21 protein-coding genes are annotated in these 21901 nt (G+C 52.3%); all 21 read left to right on the forward strand.

Going from position 1 to position 21901, the window contains the following annotated elements:
- Nucleotides 1-33 precede the first annotated feature (33 nt).
- Nucleotides 34-1011, forward strand: coding sequence for a 2-hydroxyacyl-CoA dehydratase family protein (locus QTL79_RS15965; RefSeq protein ID WP_346355958.1), 978 nt, complete (start codon nt 34-36; stop codon nt 1009-1011).
- A gap of 10 nt (nt 1012-1021) precedes the next feature.
- Nucleotides 1022-1786, forward strand: coding sequence for an acyl-CoA dehydratase activase (locus tag QTL79_RS15970; protein ID WP_346355959.1), 765 nt, complete (start codon nt 1022-1024; stop codon nt 1784-1786).
- A 2-nt stretch (nt 1787-1788) separates the two neighbouring features.
- On the forward strand, nt 1789-3438 hold the full coding sequence (locus QTL79_RS15975; RefSeq protein ID WP_346355960.1) for a hydantoinase/oxoprolinase family protein: 1650 nt from the start codon (nt 1789-1791) through the stop codon (nt 3436-3438).
- Nucleotides 3439-3440: 2 nt separating this feature from the next.
- A complete protein-coding gene (locus tag QTL79_RS15980; RefSeq protein WP_346355961.1) occupies nt 3441-4769 on the forward strand; it encodes a histone deacetylase family protein in 1329 nt (442 codons plus the stop codon).
- Nucleotides 4766-5506: a ribonuclease PH gene (gene rph / locus QTL79_RS15985; protein ID WP_346355962.1), complete on the forward strand. Its 741-nt coding sequence runs from the start codon at nt 4766-4768 to the stop codon at nt 5504-5506. Before QTL79_RS15980 ends, rph begins: the two co-directional genes overlap by 4 nt.
- Nucleotides 5503-6099: an XTP/dITP diphosphatase gene (locus QTL79_RS15990; RefSeq protein ID WP_346355963.1), complete on the forward strand. Its 597-nt coding sequence runs from the start codon at nt 5503-5505 to the stop codon at nt 6097-6099. Before rph ends, QTL79_RS15990 begins: the two co-directional genes overlap by 4 nt.
- Nucleotides 6096-6569 carry a metallophosphoesterase gene (locus tag QTL79_RS15995; RefSeq protein WP_346355964.1) on the forward strand — a complete coding sequence of 158 codons (474 nt, stop codon included), beginning with the start codon at nt 6096-6098 and terminating at the stop codon, nt 6567-6569. The genes QTL79_RS15990 and QTL79_RS15995 overlap by 4 nt, the downstream gene beginning before the upstream one ends.
- Before the next feature lie 163 nt (nt 6570-6732).
- Complete coding sequence (locus tag QTL79_RS16000; protein WP_346355965.1) at nt 6733-7413, forward strand: RDD family protein; 681 nt, start codon at nt 6733-6735, stop codon at nt 7411-7413.
- Nucleotides 7414-7672: 259 nt separating this feature from the next.
- Nucleotides 7673-8617, forward strand: a complete 945-nt coding sequence (locus tag QTL79_RS16005; protein WP_346355966.1) for a GntR family transcriptional regulator — start codon at nt 7673-7675, stop codon at nt 8615-8617.
- Nucleotides 8618-8669: 52 nt separating this feature from the next.
- On the forward strand, nt 8670-9095 hold the full coding sequence (gene glmS, locus QTL79_RS16010; protein WP_346355967.1) for a methylaspartate mutase subunit S: 426 nt from the start codon (nt 8670-8672) through the stop codon (nt 9093-9095).
- A gap of 2 nt (nt 9096-9097) precedes the next feature.
- Nucleotides 9098-10486, forward strand: a complete 1389-nt coding sequence (gene glmL, locus QTL79_RS16015) for a methylaspartate mutase accessory protein GlmL (RefSeq protein WP_346355968.1) — start codon at nt 9098-9100, stop codon at nt 10484-10486.
- The gene (locus tag QTL79_RS16020; protein ID WP_346355969.1) at nt 10486-11937 is read left to right on the forward strand and encodes a methylaspartate mutase subunit E; all 1452 of its coding nucleotides are present in this window, start codon (nt 10486-10488) and stop codon (nt 11935-11937) included. Before glmL ends, QTL79_RS16020 begins: the two co-directional genes overlap by 1 nt.
- Before the next feature lie 119 nt (nt 11938-12056).
- The gene (locus QTL79_RS16025) at nt 12057-13307 is read left to right on the forward strand and encodes a methylaspartate ammonia-lyase (RefSeq protein ID WP_346355970.1); all 1251 of its coding nucleotides are present in this window, start codon (nt 12057-12059) and stop codon (nt 13305-13307) included.
- Nucleotides 13308-13316: 9 nt separating this feature from the next.
- Nucleotides 13317-14249 (forward strand): alanine-tRNA synthetase second additional domain-containing protein, encoded by a 933-nt coding sequence (locus tag QTL79_RS16030; RefSeq protein WP_346355971.1) that lies wholly within the window; start codon nt 13317-13319, stop codon nt 14247-14249.
- A 42-nt stretch (nt 14250-14291) separates the two neighbouring features.
- Nucleotides 14292-14588, forward strand: a complete 297-nt coding sequence (gene citD / locus QTL79_RS16035; RefSeq protein WP_346355972.1) for a citrate lyase acyl carrier protein — start codon at nt 14292-14294, stop codon at nt 14586-14588.
- The gene (locus tag QTL79_RS16040; RefSeq protein ID WP_346355973.1) at nt 14582-15463 is read left to right on the forward strand and encodes an HpcH/HpaI aldolase/citrate lyase family protein; all 882 of its coding nucleotides are present in this window, start codon (nt 14582-14584) and stop codon (nt 15461-15463) included. Before citD ends, QTL79_RS16040 begins: the two co-directional genes overlap by 7 nt.
- Entirely contained in the window at nt 15460-17001 is a 1542-nt protein-coding gene (gene citF, locus QTL79_RS16045; RefSeq protein ID WP_346355974.1) for a citrate lyase subunit alpha, read from the forward strand. The genes QTL79_RS16040 and citF overlap by 4 nt, the downstream gene beginning before the upstream one ends.
- Nucleotides 17002-17003: 2 nt before the next feature.
- Nucleotides 17004-18053, forward strand: coding sequence for a [citrate (pro-3S)-lyase] ligase (citC, locus tag QTL79_RS16050; RefSeq protein WP_346355975.1), 1050 nt, complete (start codon nt 17004-17006; stop codon nt 18051-18053).
- Nucleotides 18054-18151: 98 nt separating this feature from the next.
- A complete protein-coding gene (locus QTL79_RS16055; protein WP_346355976.1) occupies nt 18152-19573 on the forward strand; it encodes an aspartate ammonia-lyase in 1422 nt (473 codons plus the stop codon).
- A 51-nt stretch (nt 19574-19624) separates the two neighbouring features.
- Nucleotides 19625-20866 (forward strand): NAD(P)-dependent malic enzyme, encoded by a 1242-nt coding sequence (locus QTL79_RS16060; protein ID WP_346355977.1) that lies wholly within the window; start codon nt 19625-19627, stop codon nt 20864-20866.
- 189 nt (nt 20867-21055) lie between these two features.
- On the forward strand, nt 21056-21901 hold the full coding sequence (locus tag QTL79_RS16065; protein ID WP_346355978.1) for a fumarate hydratase: 846 nt from the start codon (nt 21056-21058) through the stop codon (nt 21899-21901).

A 21901-nucleotide genomic window follows, 5' to 3' on the forward strand; every position in this document is an offset into this window, starting at 1 on the left:
CGGTTGCTATCAGAAAGGCAAGGGGGCGGGCATATGGCGCGCATCGGTGTTACGACCACCGTTCCGGTGGAAATTATTCTGGCGGCGGGACATGTTCCCGTGGATTTGAACAATATATTTATTACGCATCCCGAGGCGAACCGGATGATTGATATGGCGGAAGATGCCGGTTATCCTCGCAATCTATGCGGTTGGATCAAAGGACTGTACGGCGTTGTGGTGGGGCAAAAGGACATCGATACCGTCATTGCCGTTACGCAGGGAGATTGCAGCAACACACATGCATTGATGGAGACTTTTACGCTGGCGGGGATTGATACGATACCGTTTGCCTATCCGTACGACCGGGACTATGATTTGCTGAAACTGCAAATGGAAAAGCTGATGAGTTCGCTGGGCACCGACTGGGAACAGGTGATGACGGTGAAACGTCGGCTGGACGGATTGCGCGGTAAAATTGCCGAACTCGACCGCATGACCTGGCAGGACAATGTCGTCAGCGGTGCGGAGAATCATTTGTATCAGGTGTGCTGCAGTGATTTTAACGGCGACGCGACCTTGTTCGAAACGCAGTTGGATGCATTTATGGCGGAGGCGGCCAAGCGCAACGAATTTACCGAGGATTTGCGCATCGGCTATATTGGCGTGCCGCCGATTTTCACCGATTTGTATGACTATATGGAAAGTATGGGCGCGCGCGTCGTCTTTAATGAAGTGCAGCGACAATTTGCGATGCCGTTTGGTATCGAGGACCTGGTTGAGCAATATCGTCATTACACGTATCCATATGGCGTGTTTGATCGAATTGAAGACATTCAGGCGGAAATTGAGCGGCGCAATCTGGATGGCATCATCCATTATGTGCAAAGTTTTTGTTTTCGTCAGATTGAAGATATGATTTTTCGCCAAAAATTGGATGTTCCGGTTTTGACGGTCGAAGGAGACCGGCCCGGAAAACTGGATGCCCGGACACGACTACGGCTTGATAGTTTTTTAGAAATGCTGCGATGAGGTGTAAGATATGTTTTGCGGATTGGATTTAGGCAGCCGCAGTGTGAAACTGGTGTTGCTTGATGAAACGGGAGTTAAAGAAAGCCGGGTGTTTGCTACGGTCGATTTTTATCGTCAGTATGGGCGACGTACCGAGGAAGGTCTGGTAGTGGATTTTGCCGCAATCGGAGCCGGTGGTGTGGAAAAAGTCGTGGCGACCGGTTACGGCAGAAATACGCTGGATCTGGCTGGCGTTGAAGTGATTGCCGAATTGAAGGCGCATACCAAAGGCGCGGTTTGGCAAACCGGGCTAAGCGACTTTACGTTGCTGGATCTGGGCGGGCAGGACAGCAAGGTCATCAAAGTTAAAAAAGGCCGCATGGTCGATTTTGCCACGAATGATAAATGCGCTGCCAGTACCGGACGTTATCTGGAGAATATGGCGGCGGTTCTTGGCGTAAGTCTTGAAGAACTAAGCAGTCATAGCGAGAATCCGGTAGAGTTGTCGGCAACCTGTGCAATTTTCGGCGAATCGGAATTGATCGGCCGGATTATTGAAGGACACAGCGTTCCGACTTTGTCGGCGGGCGTCAATTATACGATTTTTAAACGAATCAAACCGATGCTGAATTCTTTGCACAGCGAAGTACTGGTCTTTACCGGGGGCGTGGCCTTGGGACAAGGCGTGCGAAAACTCTTGGCCGCAGAACTTAACAGCGAAGTTGTCGTGCCGCCGCAGCCGCAATTGAACGGTGCGATCGGCTGCGCCGCATATGCCATGGAAAAGAGGGGATAGAGATGCTGCTGGGAATTGATGTAGGGGGAACGTTCACCGATGCGGTGGCGGTCGCGGATGGCCGTGTGCTTGAAACGGTCAAGGTACCGACGACGCATGATGATTTGCTGGTCGGCATCTTAGCCGCGCTGGATCACATCGTATCGCGCTGCCCACGTCAGATCAGCCGGGTTGCCTTGTCGACCACCTGGGTTACGAATGCGGTGGTGGAAGGCAAGCTCGATCCGGTTGAACTGCTTGTCATGGCGGGGCCGGGTTTGAACCTTAGCGGTTTATTGCCGGTGACGCCGCGCTTTTTGACAGGCTATGTGGATCACCGCGGTATTCAGGTCCAAGCGCCTGATGACGGTGAATTGCAGCAGCGCATTCCGAAGACGGCGGATTCCGTGTACGCGGTGTCCGGCAAGTTTTCCGTGCGCAATCCCGACGCAGAACAGCAGCTGAATGCTTGGCTGAAAGAGCATCGCCAAGCCGAACATGTGACGCTGGGCGGAAAATTATCCGGCTCGCTTAATTTTTTGCGCCGTACGAACGGCGCTTATTTCAATGCCGCCGTTTGGCGGCGCTTTAAAGATTTTGAAGCCGCGATCAATCAGGCGCTTGCTGCGCGTGACATCATAGCGCCGCTCGTGATCTTGAAAGCGGATGGCGGAACGATGCCGCTGACGGCGGCCGGAGAAATGCCGGTGGAAGCGATTTTTACCGGGCCGGCGGCCAGCGTTATGGGAATACAGGCATTGACCGACTGTCGCGGAACGATGGTTTCGCTCGATGTGGGCGGCACGACGACCGATCTGGCGTTATGGCAGGATGGACAACCTCTTTTGGCGGCGGGCGGTGCGTTTGTCGAGCGCTATCCGACTGCGGTACGCGCATTTCAGTTGTTGTCTGTCGGCGTTGGCGGCGATAGTGAAGTCCGTTTGGCAGGCGAAGAGGTAGTCGTTGGTCCGCTGCGCCGCGGCCCGGCGATGGCGAATGGCGGAACTGTGCCGACGCTGTCGGATGCGATGATCGTGCTTGAGGAAGCTTCGTTCGGCTCGCGAAAATTAGCGGAAGCGGCGATGGATCAATTGGCTCTTCCTGGCTTGACGGTACGGGAAAAGGCGGAAACCGTGCTGCAGGCGGCGGCACGGCAAGTCGTCGTCGCGATTCGACAGATGCTGCTGCGCGAAGAAACGAAACCGGTTTATCGGGTGGCGGAGATTACGCAGCCTGTGATTCTTGATTTGCAAGGAGTCATTGGCGTCGGCGGTGCGGCCGCTCCGATTGCGAAACGGGCGGCGGCTTTGCTTGGTGCGGCTTGCGTTTTGCCGGAACATGGCGAGGTTGCCAATGCGATTGGTGCGGCGGTTAGCCGCCCGACGCTTGAAATTAATCTGCGCGCCGACACCGTGGCCGGCCGTTATTCAGTTGGCGAACTCGGCCTTGAGGCGGCGCTGCCGGTTGGTGTGCGGACGGTTGCCGCAGTGACGGATTTTGCGAAGCAGCTTCTTTGTCAGCGTGCGACTGAATTGAAAATGGAGCAAGGTGAGAGCGAAGTGGTTTCCTTGGAATCATTTCCTGTTGTCAAAGGTTTCAATCGCAGCGGTTGGATTTATCAGTGTCGTATGCAATTGACGCCGGGCGTTTTAATGCGGCTTGAGGAGGCGTGAATATGGAACGCAAAGAATTGGGCTTGGTTTTTTTTCCGGCATTTGACTGGGCGATATCGCAGACGCATCCGGAACGGCAGGAACGATTGCTTTATACACGTGATCAACTTCTTGAAGAAGGGGTGCTGGATCTGCCGCAGATCAGAGAATATCGTCCCGGCATGGCCGAGTGGGCCGACTTGGAACGCGTGCATATCGGCGTGCCGGGGCTTGAAAGTTTGGTTAAGGATGCACATCGCGTCGCAGCCGGCGGTGCTATCGAAGCGGGGAAAGCGGTGTGCAGCGGTGAAACGGCGCGTGCTTTTGCTTTGGTGCGTCCCCCGGGGCATCATGCGATGCGGGTGGTGCATGGCACGCGAGGATTTTGCACGGTTAATATGGAAGCGATCATGATTGAACATCTCAGACGGCATCATGGCATTGGACGGGTGGCGATCGTCGATACTGACGTGCATCATGGCGACGGTACACAAGACATTTATTATCATGATCCGGACACGCTTTTTATTTCCTTTCATCAAGATGGCCGCACCCTCTATCCGGGCAGCGGTTTTGTCGAAGAGCAGGGCGGTCCGGCAGCGTTCGGCACGACGTTTAATATTCCGCTGCCGGTCGGAACCGGCGATGCGGGTTTGCACCGCGTGCTTGACGAATTAGTTCTGCCGGTTTTAGCTGACTTTAAGCCGGATTTGATCATTAATTCAGCCGGACAGGACAACCATTACAGTGATCCGCTGGCTAACATGTCGGTCACGGCGCAAGGCTACGGACGATTGGCAGAAAAACTTCGCGCCGATGTTGCAGTGCTGGAAGGCGGCTATTCGATTGAAGGCGCGCTGCCTTACGTCAATCTGGGAATCCTGCTGGCAATGGCGGGACTTGATTACAGTCGCGTAATCGAACCGGATAGAGAACGTTGTCCGGCGCAATCGGCGGATGTTACCGCATATATTGAAAAATTGATACAGGAACGACGCCAGACTTGGCGGGAGCGCGAAAATTTGAAGCGACGCGAAATAGCACGTTGGGGCGATGAGTGGCAACGGCGGCGCAGCGTTTATTATGATGACAGCGGTATCGAGGAGGAACAGCGGGAAACGGCGCGGCTTTGTCATCATTGTTATGGCTGGCAGGGTATCGATACCAGTTCACGCGGCAGTTTTGGCCGCAAAAGCGCCTATGCGGCGATCATTCCGCGAAATGCCTGCAAACGTTGCCTTCAGGAGGCGCAGGATGCCGTATGGTCGGCTAAACAGGCTGGGCGGCATCAATATTATTATATACAGAACCGTCAGACGGATTGTCTGGAACGGATAGGAGGAAAAAAATGAAGCGAATAGACGGCCGAGAGGCTGATGAAATACGACGGGTAAAGATCATTCGTAACTATTTGAAATATGCTGAGGGCTCGGTGTTAATCGAACTCGGCAACACCAAGGTCATTTGCGCGGCGACGGTGGAAGAGCGAGTGCCGCACTTTTTAAAGGGGACTGGCAGTGGTTGGGTAACGGCGGAGTATTCGCTCCTGCCGCGCTCGACGCATACTCGCAACCAGCGGGAAGCTGCCAAAGGCAAAGTGACGGGACGTACGCAGGAAATTCAGCGTCTGATTGGTCGTGCTCTGCGTAGTGTCGTCGATCTCAAGGCGCTTGGTGAACGGAGCATCACGGTGGATTGCGACGTTATTCAGGCCGACGGCGGTACGCGGACCGCGGCGATTACCGGCGCTTTCGTCGCACTGGTTGACGCGATGGACAGCTTTTATGACGCGAACCGGACTTTTCCGGTCAAGGATTTTTTGGCGGCGACTAGCGTCGGCATCATAAATGGCGCAGCGGTGGTCGATCTTTGCTATGAGGAAGATTCCAACGCGATTGTCGATATGAACGTCGTTATGACCGGTAGCGGCGAATTTGTTGAAGTGCAGGGTACTGGCGAACAACGTCCGTTTTCGCGTCAGGAAATGAATGACATGCTTGCGCTGGGCGAAACAGCTATTGAGGGGCTGATCGACTATCAAAAGGATATCTTGGGCGCGCTGACCTGGAAAGTGGGGCGTGAAGCATGAAAGAAATCGTAGTGGCGACCAAGAATGCGAAGAAGATCGTCGAATTGAAGGCGGCATTGGCTGGATTGCCGGTGCGTTTATTGTCATTGGCTGAAGTTGCGGATGTCGAAGAAGCGGTGGAAGACGGCGTTACTTTTGAAGAAAATGCGCTGAAAAAGGCGCAACATTATCTGGCCGCGACCGGGCGGGCTTGTCTGGCGGACGATTCGGGGCTCGAGGTAGATGCTCTGGGCGGTGCGCCGGGCGTTTATTCCGCCCGGTATGGCGGAGAAGCGGCCAATGATGCCGCGAATAACGCGAAATTACTTAGCGAATTGGCTACTGTGCCGCAGGAAAAACGGACGGCTCGTTTTCGTTGTGTACTGGTTTTTCTTGATCTTGACGGTCGCAAGATCATCAGTGAAGGCGCTTGTGAAGGAAGTATCGGCTATGAGGCAAAAGGGGAGCATGGGTTCGGTTATGATCCGCTCTTTCGTTTGGCCGACGGCAATCGCGCGATGGCGGAACTGACGATGGCGGAAAAGAATGCGATCAGCCATCGCGGTAATGCGGTGCGGGTGATGGCTGAAAAACTCAAGGGGGTTCTGGGGTGAAAATTGGCGTCGTTAGCGATTCGCATGGTCAGCGCGCGGCACTGAAGGTGGCGGCGCAGGCGTTGGGTGAAGTCGATCTTTGGCTTCATGCGGGCGATTGCAGTCAGGATGCGAGTGCGCTGGCTGAAGTCTCGATCGCGCCGATCATTGCGGTAAAGGGAAATTGCGACGGTTCGGTACAAACGAAAGCAGATGAATTTATTACGCTGTCTGGCTGCCGCCTTTGGCTTACGCATGGACACCGACATGGCGTGAAATGGAATTGCGACGAACTTGTGTGGTGGGCGAAGGAATACCAGGTTCAAGGCGTGATCTACGGACACAGTCATTTGCCGGATTGTCATTGGGAAGACGGAGTGCTGCTGCTTAATCCCGGCAGCGTCGCATTACCGCGCCAGGGAAGAGCGAGCTGCGCTCTGCTTGAAGTGACGGATGAAGGTGTTTTGACTGCGCGAATAATTGAACTATAAAGGAAGAGGCTGAATGCGAAGCAAGGATGCATGCAAACAGCCTCTTCTTTTTCTATATAAAAGGTAAAAAAAGGAAAAAAAGGCGGCTGTGTAGAATATAATCTTCACGAGTAACAAGCCATCGGGGGTTACTGATAAAAGGATAAAGAAAGGGATGGTTGTTATGAAATGTCCTTCTTGCCAGATTGAAGTGCCGATGGAAAGCAAATTTTGCCAAGCGTGCGGCGCCAGGATGGAAGCTACGTTAAATACGACGAGTTGCCCACTGTGCGGTGAACGGATGACGCAGGAGGCGAAATTCTGTAGCGCGTGCGGTGCGCTAAAAGATGCACCACAGCCGGGCCCGCCGCCGCTCAAGGTTTTTGCCGGACGTCCCGACTTTCATGGCAAAGGCGTTGGCGTCGGAATGCGTGCAGTCGCGACTGTACTCGACTTGATGATTTTATTTGCGCTATCCTTCGTTTTGGCGATCTTTTCCGGCGGCAGTAGCGCTACGGGTTTTTCTTTAGAAGGGGGACCGTTTTTTCTAATGAGTTTTACCGGTTTTGCTTATTATACTTTTTTCGAATGGAAGCTGGCGGGCACGCCCGGGAAATTAGCGCTGGGACTGCAAGTGGTAAAGGTTGACGGAACGGCTTGCGATTTGCAGGCTGCCTTGATCAGAACCGTATCGCGCATTGCGGATGGATTGTTCTTCTATCTGGTTGCCGCGGTGGCCGTCTGGAGCAGTGAATCGAACCAGCGTCTCGGCGATCGCATTGCCGGGACACTCGTGGTGCGACGCGAAGTCCGACAAACTTGGAAACAAATGAAAGATGAGGCTTTTAATAGCGATGACGAATGATCGGACGGCATAACAGTGTTGTGCGCAGCGAAAGAAATAAAACAAGCCTGTCGACGTTGTCGATAGGTTTGTTTTTGAATGGTGAGAAAAAGCATCAAGTGCGGCAAGGGTGATGCGAGGGAGGGAAGAGGTGACGGAAAAAATAAGAATGTTTAATCAGAAAATTGTTGCCAGAGCCAGAACTCTGTGGCATAATAATAATAGATTCGCAGATTGGACTGATCCATTAGTCCAATGGCCCAATCTTGGAGGGTAGCATATGGTTTTGCAACGAATGGGCGTTCCGATTTATCTTCAAGTAAAAAATCATATCCTGGAAAAAATTCGTAGCGGTTTTTATCAACCTGGCTCTAAACTTCCGACGGAAAGGGATTTGGCAACGGAACTCGGCATTAGTCGTAATACCGTCAGCGCTGCGTACAAGGAATTGCTTCTGGAAGGTGCGCTGGAGGCTAGACAAGGCAGAGGAACGTTTGTTAAAGGTGCGAATACTGGCGAGGAGACGGGAGGACGACGGGAACGGCTGCTGAGAATCATCGATGATGCGATGGGAAAAGTCGTTGAACTCGGTTTCTCGGTGGAACAGTTTGCCGCGTTTGTGACTATCCGGGCCAAAGAGAAAGCGGAAGCGGTACGTGAACTTCGGGTCGCAGTAGTGGATGTGACGCACGAATACATTCAGCGTTATATTTCGCAAATCGGCCAAATGGCGCATCTACGCTTTGAACCGTTGCTCTTGTCGGAGCTCGGGGCAGAACAGTCGGCGGAACTGTTGAAGGTATGCCAGTTGGTTGTCACGCCGCTTGAGCATCAGGCTGCGGTGGCGGCGATCACGGATAATCCTGCAAAAGTAGTGCCGGTTGCTACGATGGCTTGTTTGGAAGCGGTGGTGAAAATCGCTCGCCTGCCGGCAGAAACGCGTGTGGCCGTTGTTGCCGATCATCGCGAATTTATGGACAGTCTGACCGCTTTTTTGACGAAAATGGGTTTGCAGCAAATCAAGATGGAGTTTGTCCCAAGTGAAGGTCGGGCTGCGCTGCGTGATTCGCTGGCGCCGTACCAAGTCATTGTGGCCAGTGAGGCTGGGGAACGCTTGGTTGGCCCGTTAGTCACAGCGAATCAGAATATCATCGTCTTTTACTATGAAATCGACCGTGGATCATTGAATCAGTTGCTGACGCGACTGCTCAACTTTACGGTTTGAATAAAAATTCCCGGTACCATAGCAAAAATGCAGAGAAAAGGAGACATTAGGGATGGAAAAGGAAAAAGTAAAGGTTATCTTGGGCGTAATCGGCGCCGATTGTCATGCAGTGGGGAACAAAATTTTGAACCATGCGCTGACTGCTGCTGGGTATGAGGTTGTTAATCTTGGGGTTCTCGTACCTCAAAATGAATTTGTAAGCGCAGCAATCGAAACCAATGCGAAGGCAATCCTGGTCGCTTCCCTTTATGGTCATGGAGAAATTGACTGCCGCGGCCTGCGGGACCGTTGCAAAGAAGCCGGTATCGGCGACACGCTGCTTTATGTCGGCGGCAATCTGGTTGTCGGAAAAACCGACTTTACCGAAGTTAAAAACAAGTTTCTGGCGATGGGGTATGACCGGGTATATGAACCGGGAATTCTTCCAGACCAGGTCATTGAAGACCTGAATAAGGATATGGCCTCCCGGGGGGCATAAGCATGCATAACGTTCTGCTGATTGATTTCGGCAGTACCTATACTAAAATCACCGCAGTGGACTTGTTGAAAGAAGAGATTCTGGGTACTGCAAGAGGAATCACGACAGTGACCACCGATATCATGGATGGTCTTAACCAAGCCTTGGAGGATTTATTTTCGCGCACGGGCAAGCTTGAATTTTCTAAAGTGCTGGCTTGTTCCAGTGCTGCCGGTGGGCTCAAAATGGTCGCCATTGGCTTGGTGCCCGAATTGACAGCCGAAGCTGCCAAACGGGCGGCGCTTGGCGCAGGAGCCAAGGTGCTGGGGGTGTTTTGCCACGAACTCAGCGAGTATGAAATCGAAGAAATTGCCGCGTTGGAACCGGATATTTTACTTTTGGCAGGCGGAACTGATGGCGGGAATAAAGATGTTATTTTGCATAATGCGCAAATGCTTACGCAGCTAGGTAAAGACGTGCCAACCGTTGTGGCCGGCAACAAGTCGGTTGCGCCGCGTGTCGTCAAACTCTTGTCGACGGTGATGAGTGAAGTCGAGCATACGGAGAATGTCATGCCGCGCTTGAATGAACTCAATATTGAACCGGCAAGAAATACGATTCGCAATGTATTTTTGAAAAAGATTGTCGAGGCCAAAGGGTTGAACAAGGCGAACAGCTTTGTCGACCGTATGGTGATGCCGACGCCGGCTGCGGTATTGAAAGCGGCGGAACTCCTCAGCGCCGGCACCGCGCATGAAAAAGGTTGGGGCGATTTGATGGTGGTAGATATCGGCGGTGCGACCACGGATATTTATTCCATTGCCAAAGGGAATCCCAGTAAATCCAACGTAGCCTTGCATGGTTTGCCCGAACCGTTCGCGAAACGTACGGTCGAAGGCGACCTAGGCATGCGTTACAGTGCGACGGCTCTTTTAAAGGCTGCAGGGGCGCCTTTGATCGCCGGGTATGCCGATGAAAGCGAAGAGGCGGCGATTGACTACATTCATAAGGTGGAGAACCAGGTCGATCATCTGCCGGAAACAACGGCGGAAAAAAGACTGGAGATTGCGATGGGCAAGGCGTGCACCCGCTTAGGGGCCGATCGCCATGTCGGACAGCTGGAAACGATGTTCACGGTACATGGCCCGGTTTTTGTCCAGGTTGGCAAAGACTTGACCAATGTGACACGCGTCATCGGTACTGGCGGCGTCATTGTGACGCATCCGACGCCGGAAGCGATTTTGGCGGGCATTCAGTTTGGTGATGACGCCGCACATATTCTGAAACCGGAAGATCCGGATTATTATGTGGATAAAGAGTACATTTTGGCGGCCATGGGGCTGCTGGCTGAAGAATCGCCGGATGCGGCGGTGCGGATGATGAAAAAATATATCATACGGAGGGAAAAATAGTGGAACTTAAGAATAAAAAGTGGTCCTTGGACCAGTTTCATGCAGTGAGAAAAGACGTACTGACGCAATGGCCGACTGGCGCCGAAGTTGACTTCGAAGAAGCGGTTAAATTCCATCAGACGATTCCGGCAAAAAAACATTTTGCCAAGCGTTTGGTAAAAGCGAAAAAGAACGGTGAGACGTTGACGCAGCCGCGTGCCGGCGTTGCTCTGCTCGATGAGCATATCAACCTGTTGAACTTCCTGCGTACGGAAGGCGAAGCGGATTTGTTGCCGACTACGATCGACAGCTATACACGTCAAAATCAATACAAAGAAGCACAAAACGGCATTGAAGAAAGCCAACGTGCCGGACGTTCGCTCTTGAACGGCTTTCCGGGCGTAAATCATGGCGTAAAAGGCGTGCGCAAACTGATCGAAAGTGTTGACGGACCGCTGCAAGTGCGTCACGGCACGCCGGATGCCCGCCTCTTGACTGAAATTACTCTGGCTGGCGGTTTCACTTCGTATGAAGGCGGCGGCATCTCATACAATATCCCTTACGCGAAAAGCGTATCGCTCGAACAAACGATCCGCGACTGGCAATATGCCGACCGTCTTGTCGGTTTGTATGCTGAGCATGGCGTCGAAATCAACCGTGAACCATTCGGCCCGTTGACCGGTACGCTGGTTCCGCCGAGCATTTCACACTCCGTTGCCGTGATCGAAGGTTTGCTGGCGGCTGAGCAAGGCGTTAAGAATATCACGCTCGGCTACGGCCAATGCGGCAACCTTGTGCAAGATATTGCGGCCATCAAGGCGCTGGAACAATTGGCGGAAGAGTATTTTGCCAAACATGGTTACAATGACTGCGTATTAACGACAGTCTTCCATCAATGGATGGGCGGTTTCCCGCAGGATGAAGCGAAAGCATTCGCCGTTATTTCCTGGGGCGCTGCCGCAGCTGCGATGGCAAAAGCGACGAAAGTCATCGTTAAGACGCCGCATGAAGCGTTGGGCATCCCGACGAAAGAGGCGAATGCACAAGGCTTGCGGACTACGAAACAGCTTATTAACATGTTGGCGGATCAGCCGTTCCCGATCACTACCGATGTTCAAGCGGAGATCGATATGATTAAAGCGGAAGCCCGCTGCATTTTGGACAAAGTCTTTGAATTGGGCAATGGCGACTATGCTGTCGGTAGCGTCCGTGCTTTTGAAGCCGGCGTACTCGACGTACCGTTTGCACCTAGCCAATATTCCTTGAACAAAATTTTACCGGCACGCGACAATCGTGGTGCGGTTCGCCTCTTTGACGTCGGCAATCTGCCGTTCAGCAAAGACATCATCGACTTCCACAAAGGTAAGATTGACGAGCGCGCTAAAGCCGAAGGCCGTAGCGCCAGCTTCCAAATGGTTATCGATGACATCTATGCGATTTCGAAAGGTCGCCTGGTTGGTCGTCCCCGTTAAATAAAAGTTACTGCCGTCCCTGGTTTTTACTGGATAGAGTCCGGCGAAAACCGGGGATGGCAATATACTGACTTAGAGATAAGAAGAGCAACAAATTTTAGAGAGCGGAGTGAAGAGAAATGAAAATTGTTGATGTAGTATGTTCTAAAGGTCGTACGGGATTTTATTTTGATGACCAACGTGCCATTAAAGCAGGCGCTAAGCATGATGGTTTCAATTATGTAGGCGAAACGGTGACGCCTGGATTCCGTTCCATTCGTCAAGCGGGCGAAGCGGTATCGGTCATGATCGTGCTCGAAGACGGACAAGTCGCATACGGCGATTGCGCAGCCGTTCAATATAGCGGTGCAGGCGGACGCGATCCGTTGTTCTTGGCTGATGATTTTATCCCGGTAATCGAAAAAGAAATCAAACCGATGCTGGTCGGCCGCGAACTCGATTCGTTCCGCAAACTGGCTGGCGAAGTGGATAGCATGAAAGATGCCAAAACCGGCAAACTGATCCACACCGCACTTCGTTATGGTATGAGCCAAGTACTGCTTGACGCGGTCGCTAAAAGCAAAAAGAAACTGATGTGCGAAGTGGTTGCTGAAGAATACGGCACGACGGTAAGTGAAGTGGCGATCCCTATTTTCACGCAATCCGGCGATGACCGTTATGACAATGCAGATAAGATGATCATCAAAGGCGCGCAGGTTCTGCCGCATGCCTTGATCAATCATGTTGCCGACAAGCTGGGCAACAACGGCGAAAAACTGCTGGAATACGTTACCTGGTTGCGCAACCGTATTCTGAGCCTGCGTCAGTCGAAAGAATACAACCCGGTGCTGCATATTGACGTATACGGCACAATCGGCGCTGCGTTCAACATGGACATGGATCGTATGGTTGCTTATTTCCGCGAACTGGAAAAAGCGGCGGATCCGCTTCATCTGCGTATTGAAGGACCGATGGACGTGGAAGAGCGTGAAAAGCAAATGCTGGCGCTGAAAGAATTGACCGCCCGTTTGCATGCAGAAAAAATCAATGTCGAAGTGGTTGCCGACGAATGGTGCAACACGCTTGACGATATCAAGTATTTTGCGGATAACAAGGCAGGCGACATGCTGCAAATCAAAACGCCGGATCTCGGCGGCATCAACAATACGATTGAAGCGGTTATCTATTGCAAAGAAAAAGGCGTCGGCGCTTACCAAGGCGGCACCTGCAATGAAACCGACCGTTCCGCGCAGGTTTGCGTACATGCAGCGATGGGCACGCAGCCGGTACAAATTTTGGCTAAACCGGGTATGGGCGTAGATGAAGGCTTCATGATCGTGTATAATGAAATGGAGAGAATTTTGGCTTTGCGCCAAGCACGGAAAGGATAAGATGCCGCGATGAAATCGGTTATGCTTGAACAGTTGATGTACGCCAGTTATTTTGCTCCACGGGGGCGTGCCCGCATGTATATTTTGGGCCAGCAGATCAGTGAACGCTATCTGTCGCCGCTCGACCGTCTGATCGGCGTCATCGGCGATTCGGGCGCCGGGAAATCTTCGATCATAAAAGGGATGTTTCCTGGTCTCGAATTGACAAACGATGATGACGGAGTTAATGTTCGACCGCTTCCGCTTTTGAAAAATATTGACAAAGGGTTCTTTTCCAGTCATACCTATCATGTGGATATCCGGTTCGAAATGGCGTTTACCCAGCTGCATGCATTGGCCGATGCGGTTCGTCAGGCTTTAGCACACGGAAAGCGGGTCATCGTAGAGCACTTTGACCTGCTCTTCCCGGTGCTTGGTATGAATGCCGATGTTATTCTTGGCGTGGGGGGCGAAGTCATCGTCGTGCGTCCGAATATTTTCGGTCCAATGCCCAAAGAGGTCGTCGATGTTGTCGTCAAGACGCTGCGCTTTCGAAAAATGGCCCATACGGCCGAGGATATCGTACAGCGCATGCTGCTTAAGGATTATGGCGCGATCCTTCCTTTTGGACATCGCGACGTTCATAACGGCTTTGTCCTTGAGTATCCGATCGAACTTGGCGTCGATCTGGTCGATTTGGAGCGAAAAGTCAAAGAGGTCATCGAAGAAGGGGTCTCGGTCAGCTATTCTGATGAAGGCCACATTCGATTGGGTGAAGATACCTGGGAATGCACCGGGCCGCGTATTCATGTGAAGAACACAGAAGACATCGAGAACTTCCGTCTGGTTCATGAATATAAATTTGACAGCAAGACAAAAACATATCTCATCATTGGTTTAGTCGGTCCATCATCTGAAGATTTGGACGGATTAGCCGTGTTGACCCAAGCGGCTGCCTTTTAAAAGGCAGCCGGTTTATCTAAGACAGAAATGGAGGAGACAGGGATGGGCAAAGTAACGAAAATCGCCCAAGCCGGCACTCTCGAATCCAGTGACGTAATGGTCACCGTAGCTCCGGGAGAGGTTGGCAGCGGCGTTAAGGTAGAAGTGGAAAGCATTGTGATGGCGCAATACGGTGCGGAAATCAAGCGTGTGCTGGAAGCGACCGTAGCAAGCCAAAATGTAACGGATGTATATGTGAAGGCGGCCGATCGCGGTGCGCTTGACTGTACGTTAAAGGCTCGGTTATTGACCGCGTTATCGAGGGCTGGCGTTGAAGTAAAGGAGGGTGTGCTATGCTAAACGATTTGCGTCGTAGCCTGCTCTTCATACCTGGAAATAGTCCGAGTATGCTGCAAAATGGCGGCGTATTTGAAGCGGATTCCGTGATTCTCGACTTGGAAGATGCCGTGGCGCCCGGCGAAAAAGATGCGGCGCGTTTTTTGATCGCACATTCGCTGCGCACCGTGGATTACGGACAGAGCGAAAAGATGGTACGCATCAATCCGCTCGACACGTTTGCCGCCGCCGATATTGCGGCGATTGTGCCTTGCGCGCCTGATGCGCTGTTGGTGCCTAAAGTGGAAAGCGCAGAAGACATTCTGAAAGTCGTGGCGATGGTGGAAGCGGCCGAACAGCCGGGGCAAAAACCGGTGAAACTGGTGGCTCTTCTCGAAACGCCGCGCGGCATTGTCGAAGCCTATCCAATAGCCAAATCGCATGAGCGCGTTGTCGCGTTGGCGCTTGGCGCAGAAGATTACACCGCGGGTCTTGGTGCGACGCGTACGCGCGAAGGGCAGGAAATTTTCACCGCGCGCACGCTGGTGATCAATGCAGCAGCCGCCGCAGGGATTCAATCGATCGATACTCCGTTTACCGATGCCAATGATGATGAAGGTCTCAAAGCCGACACCGAACTATGCCGTCATCTTGGCTTTAACGGCAAACTGTCGATCAATCCGCGCCAAATCGATGTGATTCATGGCGTCTTCAATCCGAGCAGTGATGACGTCGACTGGGCAGAACAAGTGCTGCAAGCGATTCGTCAGGCGGAAGCGGAAGGATCTGGAGTGGCGTCGTTGAACGGTAAAATGGTCGACCTGCCTATTGTCAACAGGGCCAAGCGAACGTTAGAGTTAGCCCGCCTGGTAGGTCTCACGGGGAGGGACGAATCATGAAAAATGCAATTGGGCGAGAAATACCGCAAGCATTAGCTGGTTTTGCCAGTGTGAAACCATTTGCCGGTGCGTTTGCTACGCCGCCGGATATGGCGCGTCGTGCGCCGCTGGTAAAGACAGTAAAGCCTCAGACGGGAAAACTTTTAAATAACTTGGAAGAAGTGTTTGACAGGATCGAGATTAAAAACGGCATGACGCTCTCTTTTCATCATCATTTGCGCAACGGCGACGGCGTCGTCAACATGGTGCTCGAACTGGCTGCTAAACGCGGTCTGAAAGATCTCACAGTAGCACTTAGCTCGATTTTTCCGGTGCATGCACCGTTGATTGAACATATTAAAAATGGCGTGGTAAGCGGTCTAGACACCAACTATATGTCAGGCCCGGTTGCGCAGGCCGTATCGCGAGGCTTATTGGATAAACCGGTCGTTATGCGTACGCATGGCGGGCGGGCCAGAGCGATCGAATGCGGTCAGATGGTTGTCGATGTCGCCTTTATTGCGGCGCCGGCGGCTGATCCGTACGGCAATTTGAATGGTGCGCAGGGTTCGGCGGCTTGCGGCTCGATGGGCTATGCGTTCCCGGATGCGCAATACGCGCAAAATGTTGTGGCAGTTACCGATCATCTTGTCGAATATCCGCTTGCGCCGATTTCGATTCCTCAAACAAGGGTCGATTACGTGGTTAAGGTTGACAAAGTCGGCGATCCGAAAGGCATCGTATCCGGCACGACTAAGATTACAAAAGATCCGGTTGGTCTGAAGATTGCTTCTTTGGCGGCCAAAGTGATTGAAGCGGCAGGCTTGATCAAAGACGGTTTTTCCTTTCAGACCGGAGCTGGCGGAGCATCGTTGGCAACCGCCCATTTTGTTCGGCAAATGATGGAGAAAAAATCAGTCGTCGGCAGCTTTGCGCTTGGCGGCATCACCGGATATATGGTGGAAATGCTAGAAAAAGGTCTCTTCCGCCGTTTACTCGATGTGCAAAGTTTTGATTTGGATGCGGTTCGTTCGATGGGAGAAAATGCCGACCATTTGGAAATCGGCGCGGATTTTTACGCGAGTCCTTTTAATAACGGGTGTGCGGTCAATCAATTGGATGCGGTCATTTTGGGCGCGACAGAAATTGATACGGCTTTCAACGTCAATGTCGTCACCGGTTCCGACGGGGTGATTATGGGCGGTAGCGGCGGTCATTCGGATGCGGCTGCCGGTGCGAAAGTCACGATTATCGTAGCCAATTTGCTGCGCGGTCGTTTGCCGATCATCGTAGACAAAGTGCTGACGGCTACGACGCCGGGCGAAACGATTGACGTGCTGGTTACCGAGCGCGGCATTGCGGTTAATCCGCAGCGGGCCGAACTCAAGGCGCAGCTCTTGGCTGCGGGCTTGCCGGTGAAAGATATCGATGAACTGAAAGCGTTGGCTGAAAAATTGGCCGGAGCGCCGCAGGCAATCAAAACCGGCGAAAAAATTGTCGCCGTGGTGGAATATCGCGATGGCACTGTCATCGACGTGGTCCGCCAAGTGGAGGGATAATCATGTTGTGGGGACAGGTTGAAGAACGAAGCATCGACCTTGCCAATCAACGCCAAGTGGGTCAGGTACGCGAGTTCCTGGCCCCTTTTTCCCTGTCTTTCGATGGTTTGGTCGATTATACGGTTGGCTTTTATCGGGACGGGAAATTGGTTGCGACTGGATCGAGAAAAGGCGAAGTCTTGCGCAACATTGCCGTGGACGAGTCTTTACAGGGCGAAGGACTTACGGCGAGCGTCGTCAGCCATTTGATGAAGCAGGCAAGCCGCCAGGGGTTACACCATTACTTCTTGTTTACCAAGCCGTCAACCGCGGCTCAATTTACAGCACTGGGCTTTAAAGAGATTGCCCGCAGTGAACCCCATGCCGTTTTATTGGAAACGGGCATGGGTTCTGTTGCTTCTTATTGCAAAGACCTCGCGAATAAAGCGGCGATCTTGCCTAAAGGAAATCGGGCGGCTCTTGTCGTGAACTGCAATCCGTTTACGCTAGGGCATAAGGCGGTAATCGCTAAGGCTGCGGCAGAGAATGATGCGGTCATTGTTTTTGTCGTCAGCGAGGAAGGCTCGCTGTTTCCGTTCTCGGTACGTTATCGCTTGGTGCAGGAAGGTGTACGCGAATATAAGAACGTATTGGTCTTACCGGGTGGCCCATACATCATATCGGCCGCCACCTTTCCGGCGTACTTCACACGCGGCGACGCAGCCGTTGCAGCGCAAACGCGCCTCGATGTGACTGTCTTTGCCCACCATATCGCGCCGGCACTTGGCGTTACGCGGCGTTACGTAGGGACAGAACCATACTGCGCGGTTACTGACGCATACAATCTGGCGATGATGGATATTTTGCCGGAATACGGAGTTGAATTGCGAGAAATGCCGCGTGTAATGACAGGGGACAAAGTGATCAGTGCGTCTACGGTCAGAGAACTGATAAAAAAAGATGACTGGGAAAATCTGCGAGAACTGGTTCCTGAAACGACCTATCAATACCTGATTTCAGAAGAGGCGGCAGAGGTGATCCGTAGGGTGAAGGGCAGCGCGTCGAGACATTGATGGATTGTAAATTAACTAAATATTTTAAAATGGAATTTTGTATACAAAATACAAATGGCGTGATATAATAGGGGTGAAAAACCATGGAGGTGTGCTTTATGCGTATAGAAAAAGATTTTCTTGGAGAAATTGAAATTCCGGACAATTTGTACTACGGAGTGCAAACGACACGAGCTTTGCATAATTTTGCCATTACGGGTCACACGCTCAATGAAGATTTTATCGTGGCGCTGGCAATTGTTAAAGTGGCGGCTGCGCGTGCAAATATGCGTACTGGCCGCATGCCGGCTAAAGTCGGCAAAGCTCTTGTTGCGGCAGGCGAAGAAATCATTGCCGGAAAATGGCATGATCAATTTGTCGTTGACTGCATCCAAGGCGGTGCAGGTACTTCGATGAACATGAATACCAATGAAGTCATGGCCAATCGCGCACTGGAAATCATGGGCGAGCAAAAGGGCAATTATGCGCTTGTTTCGCCGAACAACCATGTGAACATGGCACAATCGACCAATGACGTCATTCCGACGGCGATTCGCATCTGCACGATTCGCAAAGCGAAAAAACTGATTGATGCGATGAACGGTTTGGCGCATGCATTTGTTGCCAAAGGCGACGAATTCAGCGGTGTACTGAAAATGGGCCGCACGCATTTGCAAGATGCCGTGCCAATCACAATGGGACAAGAGTTTTATGCGTATGCGGAAGCGGTTAAGCGTTCGATGCGTCGGATCCAGGCGATTGTCAAGAATCTGCATATCGTCAACATGGGCGCGACTGCTGTCGGTACCGGCCTGAATGCGGAACCGGAATACATCCAATTCGTTGCGCAAGAATTGTCGGACCTGACGGGTGAAGCGATCATTTCCGCTAACAATCTGGTTGATGCAACGCAAAACACCGACGAGTTGGCGGAAATTTCCGGTACTTTGAAAGTAGCGGCGCTGGCTCTTTCTAAGATTGCCAATGACCTGCGCTTGATGGCTTCCGGTCCTCGCTGCGGCTTGAACGAACTGGCGCTGCCTGCAATGCAACCCGGTTCGTCGATTATGCCTGGCAAAGTTAATCCGGTTATTCCGGAAACCGTGAACCAAGTGGCGTTCCAAGTAATCGGCAATGATCTGGCAATCAGTTTGGCTGTTGAAGCCGGTCAATTCGAGCTGAATGTCATGGAACCGGTTATGGCATATAATCTTTTCAATTCAATGACAATCCTGACCAATGTGGTCAATACGCTCAATCATAAGTGCATCCAAGGCGTAAAAGCCAATGTGGAACGCTGCAATGAACTGGTCGGCGCAAGCGTCGGCGTAATGACGGCTTTGCTGCCGCATATCGGCTATGAGCAATCATCTTTGATTGCAAAAGAAGCGTTAAGCACCGGCCGGCCGGTAAAAGAAATTATTTTGAGCAAAGGCTTGCTCAGTGCGGAAAAATTGGAAGTGATTCTTTCGCCGAGCGAAATGACGAAACCCGGTATTGCCGGCAAACAATTCCTCGCAGCTGCGGAAGTCTGCAAGTAATCGCAAAAAACGCTTGGCAGCGTAAGAAAAATTGAAGTGGGTGAAATATACATGGGCTTGCACGAAGATGCACTGAAATTCCATCGCGACAACCATGGTAAATTAGGGATTTGCAACAAAGTCCCGCTCAAGAATGGACATGATTTGAGCCTGGCTTATACGCCGGGGGTAGCCGAGCCCTGCAAGGAGATTCATGCCGACAAGGATTTGTCGTTCGAATACACCTGTCGCGGCAACATGGTGGCCGTGGTCAGTGACGGCACCCGCGTTTTAGGACTTGGCGATATCGGACCGGAGGCGGCGATGCCCGTCATGGAAGGGAAAGCGATTTTATATAAGGCTTTCGGCGATGTGGATGCTGTGCCGATCTGTCTCGACACAAAGGATGCAGCGGAATTTATCCGCGCAGTTCGCCTGTTGCAACCGTCTTTTGCCGGGATTAACTTAGAAGATATTGCTTCGCCCAAATGTTACGATATCGAAGACGAACTCAAAAAAATCATGGACATCCCTGTTTTTCACGATGACCAGCATGGCACCGCGATTGCTGCGGTAGCTGGCGTTATCGGCGCGCTTCGCTTTGTCGGCAAAGCGATCAATGATTCCACCGTCGTCGTCAATGGCGCCGGCGCTGCCGGAACTGCGATCGTAAGCCTGCTTTTGAATGCCGGCGCCGGTGACGTCATCATGATGAACTCTAAGGGTGCGATGTATGAGGGTATGGATATGGGACGCGTCAACCGCGTACAGGCGGCTCTTTTGCCTAAGACGAACAAGGCGGCGCGCCGCGGTTCGCTGGCCGAAGTCGCTAAGGGCGTTGATGTGTTGATCGGCGTTTCAACGGCTGGCGCGTTTACGCCGGAGATTGTCGCTGCGATGGCGGAAAAGTCGATCGTCTTCAGTCTGTGCAACCCAGATCCTGAAATTAGTTACGCGGCTGCCAAGGCTGCCGGTGCGGCTGTAGCGGGAACGGGGCGTTCTGACGCGCCGAACCAGATCAACAATGTTATCGTCTTCCCGGGGATTTTCCGCGGCGCCATTGATGTGCGTGCGCGTCAGATCAATGAAGCGATGAAACTGGCGGCGGTATATGCCATCGCAGGGTTGGTCGCCGATTCGGAACTGAGCGATGATTTTGTCATACCGGATATCTTTGACAAACGGGTGGCTCCGGCGGTAGCGGCTGCAGTGGCTAAGGCGGCGATGGAAACGGGCGTGGCGCGAATTAAGGTCGAGCCCGAAGAAGTCCGCCGTTTGACGGCAGAGCGGATTGGTTTGCAGTCGTCTTGCTGAAATAAAGGCATATAGAACAATAAATAGGACTCGAAGAACATTCTTCGAGTCCTATGTTTTTAGAAAATTGCATCTTTTCTCCTTTGCGACAAAAGGGGCTAATAAAGTAGTCTAGCTCAGAAGATTGTGATATAATACACGATATGGTGTGTCTTAAATAGACCATTTTTTCTGAATAGGAGGATTCGAATGCGTACGATCGAAGTGGAAAAAGTCACTGAAGCCATTGCCAAGATGTGCGTGGACGCCTGTTACTACCTGACTCCGGACGTCTATGATGCGCTAGTGGCCGCGAAAAGCACCGAAGAATCTCCCCTGGGGAAAGAACTCCTCACCCGTCTGGTGGAAAATGCCGACATCGCTCGCGAAGAGCAAATGCCGATCTGTCAGGACTGCGGCATGGCGGTAGTTTTCCTGGAAATCGGACAAGACGTACATTTTACCGGCGGCAATCTGGAAGATGCCGTCAATGCAGGCGTAGCAAAGGGTTACACTGAAGGCTACCTGCGCAAATCCGTGGTCAGCGAGCCGCTCTTTAACCGCAAGAACACCGGCAACAATACGCCGGCCGTCGTGCATTTGAGCATCGTACCTGGCGACAAAGTAAAAATCAAGATGACGCCGAAGGGGTTCGGCAGTGAAAACAAGAGCGCACTGAAAATGCTTGTTCCGGCCGATGGTCTGGAAGGCGTCAAAAAAGTCGTGCTCGACACGGTTAAGACCGCCGGATCAAATCCCTGCCCTCCGATGGTTATCGGCGTCGGCATCGGCGGCACGATGGAAAAAGCTTCGCTCCTGGCGAAAAAAGCTCTGATGCGTCCGGTCAACAAGCACAATGCCAATCCGGATTATGCTAAGCTGGAAGAAGAGCTGCTGACGATGGTTAACAAAAGCGGCCTTGGTCCGCAAGGACTCGGCGGAACGACTACCGCCATCGGCTTAAATGTCGAATATTATGCAACCCATATCGCCGGCTTGCCGGTCGCAGTCAATATCAGCTGTCATGCCACGCGGCATGCCGAAGTTGAGCTGTAA

This window comes from Azotosporobacter soli (assembly GCF_030542965.1).
Lineage (GTDB): Bacteria > Bacillota > Negativicutes > SG130 > SG130 > Azotosporobacter > Azotosporobacter soli.